The sequence below is a fragment of the Streptomyces atroolivaceus genome, assembly GCF_000717025.1.
GTDB lineage: Bacteria > Actinomycetota > Actinomycetes > Streptomycetales > Streptomycetaceae > Streptomyces > Streptomyces atroolivaceus.
Genome location: NZ_JNXG01000040.1, coordinates 1 through 4,029, shown reverse-complemented (window position 1 = coordinate 4,029; position 4,029 = coordinate 1). Strand labels below are relative to the sequence as shown.

Sequence of the window (4,029 nt, the reverse complement as noted above, 5' to 3'; positions counted from 1 at the left end):
CGTGTTCGTCGAGGTCAGCGCCCACCCCGTCCTGGTCTCCAGCATCACCGAGACCCTCGGTGACACCGGAGCGGCCGTCGGCACCCTCCACCGCGACAAGGGCAGCCTCGAACGCTTCGTGGAATCCGCCGCCGACGCATGGTCCCACGGAGTCACCGTCGACTGGCCCACCCTCCTCGAGCCCTACCACGCACACATCGTCGAACTGCCCCCCTACCCCTTCCAACGCCAGCACTACTGGCTCCAGCCCGAACCCGCCGCGACCGACGCCCGGGGGCTCGGTCTGTCCTCGGCGGGGCACCCGTTGCTGGGTGCCGTGGTCGAACTCGTCGAGGAGGACCGGCTGGTGTACACGGGGCGGCTCGCCCTCGACACGCAGCCGTGGCTCGCTGATCACGCCGTGCACGGCACCGTACTGCTGCCCGGTACCGCGTTCCTCGAACTCACGATGGCCGTGGGCGCCCGGATGGGCTGGAGTCGGCTCGCCGAACTCACCCTCCAGACACCACTGGTGCTCCCGCCTGACGAGGCCGTACAGCTCCGGATGACCGTCGAGCCGCCGACCGCGGACGGGCAGCGCGAGTTGTCCGTGCACTCCCGGCCGCAGGACGCCGACCCGGGTGCCCCGTGGGCGCGACACGCCGTGGCCCTGCTCGACGTCGACGAGGACACCGCGGACTTCGACCTCGTCGAGTGGCCACCGCCGGGCGCCCACGAGATCGACGTCGAGACCCGCTACGACACCCTCGCGGAAGCGGGTTACGACTACGGCCCCGCGTTCCAGGGCCTGCGCGCCGCCTGGCGCACCGGTCGCGACGTCTACACCGAGGTGAGCCTGCCCGCCGATGTGGACGCAGCCTCCTTCGGACTGCATCCGGCGCTGCTGGACGCGGCCCTGCACGCGGTCGGCCTGCTCCACGAGGACGGTGGAACCGTCCTGCCCTTCTCCTGGTCCGGCGTCACCCGCTACGCCGAGGGCACGGACGCCCTTCGGGTGTGGCTCAGCGCGAGGGGCGGCAACGGGGTGACCCTGCGCGTCACCGACAGCGCCGGAAAGCCCGTGCTGTCCGCGGAGGCCGTCACGATGCGGCCGTTCACCGCCGACCTGGCCGCCGGAGGCGGAGCCGACTCGCTGTTCCGGCTGGAGTGGCAGCCGGTCCCGGCCGTCGCGGCCGGCGTCGACGTGTGCCTGGTCACTGACCTGGCCGACGTCCCGGACCCTGTCCCGCAGGTGGTCGCCGTACGATGTCCGGTCGCCGAGCGATGTCCGGGCACACCGCAGGACCCCGACACCACGGGAGCCGGCCTCGCCGCGAACGCACACCAGGCGGCGATCTGGGCACTCGGCCTGGTCCAGGAATGGCTGGCCGACCCCCGCTTCACCGGCTCGCGACTCCTCGTACTGACCGACGGCGCCGCCGGTCCCGAGGTCGAGAACCCCGCCCAGGCCACCGTATGGGGCCTGATCAGGAGCGCCCAGTCCGAACACCCCGACCGCTTCGCTCTGATGGACTCGGACGAGGCCCACGGAGCCGGCACCGTGCCCGGGCCGGTACTCACCGAACCCCAGCTCGCCCTGCGGGCAGGCACCCTCCTCGCCCCTCGGCTGGTCCGGCACACCGCCGCCGCCGACCTTCAGGAACCTGCCCGGCTCGACCCGGACGGCGCCGTGCTCATCACCGGCGGAACCGGGGTGCTCGGCGCGTCGGTAGCTCGGCACATGGTCACCCGGCACGGTGCTCGTCATCTGCTGCTGGTCAGCCGCCGCGGCCCCGAAGCGCCGGGCGCCGAAGAGCTCACCGCTGAGCTGACCGAAGCGGGAGCGCAGGTCACCCTCGCCGCCTGTGACACCGCCGACCGCGACGCGCTCGCGCGACTGCTGACCGGCGTACGGCTCACCGCCGTCGTCCACACCGCAGGGGTGCTCGACGACGGTGTCGTCGGGTCGCTGACCGCGGACCGGCTCACCGCCGTGCTGCGACCCAAGGTGGACGCCGCCGCCCACCTCGACGAACTGACCGCAGGGCAGGACCTGGCGGCCTTCGTCCTGTTCTCGTCGGTGGCGGGAGTGCTCGGCAATCCGGGCCAGGCCAACTACGCGGCGGGCAACGTCTTCCTCGACGCGCTCGCCGCCCGCCGCCGGGCGGCAGGCCGTCCCGCGACCTCGCTCGCCTGGGGCCTGTGGGCCGAACGCACGGGTCTCACCGGGCACTTGGACGCCGACTCGCTCTCGACCCGCGGCATCGCCCCGCTCTCCACCGAGCAGGGCCTCGAGCTCCTCGACCGCTCACTCGCCGACGACCACCCGGTGCTCGTGCCGGCCCGCCTCGACCCGGCAGCGCTGCGCTCCGACGCGCTCGCCGGGACCCTGTCACCGGTGCTGCGCTCGTTGGTGCGGGTTCCGCAGCGGCGCCCCGGCGAGTCCGGTCTGCGCCGCAAGCTCGGCCGGATGTCCGAGGAGGAGGGGCGCCGCCTGCTGCTCGACCTCGTACGCACCCAGCTCGCCGCGGTCATCGGCCGCGGCACGGAGGAGGGGATCGACCCGGACCAGCCGTTCAAGAGCTTCGGCGTCGACTCGCTGCTCGCGGTGCAGTTGCGTAACCGCCTCAACTCCGTCACCGGTCTGCGTCTCCCGGCCACCCTCGTCTTCGACCACCCCACGCCGGCCGCCGTCGTGGACTTCACGCTCGCGCTCGCTCGGGAACGGGCGGGAAGCACCCTCCCGCAGCCCGTCACCGTCCCCGCCCCGCGCACGGACGACGATCCGGTCGTGATCGTCGGTATGGGGTGCCGTTTCCCGGGTGGGGTGGACTCGCCCGAGGCGCTGTGGCAGGTCGTCGCCGAGCAGCGGGACGTGATCTCGGAGTTCCCCGCCGACCGGGGATGGGACCTGGACGGCCTCTACCACCCGGACCCGGACCACCCCGGCACCTCGTACGTACGCAACGGCGGATTCCTCCACGGGGCCGCCGAGTTCGACCCCGCCTTCTTCGGGATCTCACCGCGTGAGGCGCTGGCGATGGACCCGCAGCAACGGCTGCTGCTGGAAGTGACATGGGAGGCCCTGGAACGGGCCGGTATCGCGCCCGGATCACTGCACGGCAGCGAAACCGGGGTGTTCACCGGGGTGATGTATCACGACTACGGCGGTGGCGGCCGCCTGCCGGAGGAGGCCGAGGGCCACTTCCTGACCGGAACCGCAGGCAGCGTCGCCACCGGCCGGATCGCCTACACCCTGGGGGGGCTGCAGGGCCCGGCACTGACGGTGGACACCGCGTGCTCGTCCTCACTGGTCGCCCTCCACCTGGCCGTACGCGCCCTGCGCTCCGGTGAGTGCTCGCTCGCCCTCGCCGGCGGCGTGACCGTGATGTCCACACCAGGCATCTTCGGGGCTCGCCGCGGACGGACGGTGCAAGTCCTTCTCCGCCGACGCCGACGGAACCGCATGGGCCGAAGGCGTCGGCGTACTCGTCGTCGAACGACTCTCCGACGCACAACGCCTCGGACACAACATCCTCGCCGTCGTCGCCGGCACCGCCGTCAACCAGGACGGCGCATCCAACGGACTCACCGCACCCAGCGGCCCCGCCCAGGAACGCGTCATCCGAGCAGCCCTCCAAGACGCCGGACTCACCTTCTCCGGCATCGACGCCGTCGAAGCCCACGGCACCGGCACCGTCCTCGGCGACCCCATCGAAGCACAAGCACTCCTGGCCACCTACGGCAGCGAACGCCACGACCAACCCCTCATGCTCGGCTCACTCAAATCCAACCTCGGCCACGCCCAAGCCGCAGCCGGCGTCGGCGGCATCATCAAAATGGTCATGGCACTCCACCACAACGAACTACCCGCCACCCTCAACGTCACCACACCCAGCGAACTCATCGACTGGACCACCGGCACCATCAAAATCCTCACCCAACCCCACCCCTGGCCCACCACCCACAACAAAACCCGACGCGCCGGAATCTCATCCTTCGGCATCAGCGGCACCAACGCCCACATCATCCTCGCCGAACCCCCCACCG

General features: G+C 71.8%; 2 pseudogenes. Both read left to right on the top strand.

Annotation, left to right across the window (positions count from 1 at the left end):
* Nucleotide 1 precedes the first annotated feature (1 nt).
* Nucleotides 2-1,045 (top strand): annotated as a pseudogene (locus tag OO67_RS40975) (polyketide synthase dehydratase domain-containing protein); the annotation flags it as partial.
* Nucleotides 1,046-1,084: 39 nt separating this feature from the next.
* Nucleotides 1,085-4,029 (top strand): annotated as a pseudogene (locus OO67_RS40575) (type I polyketide synthase); the annotation flags it as partial.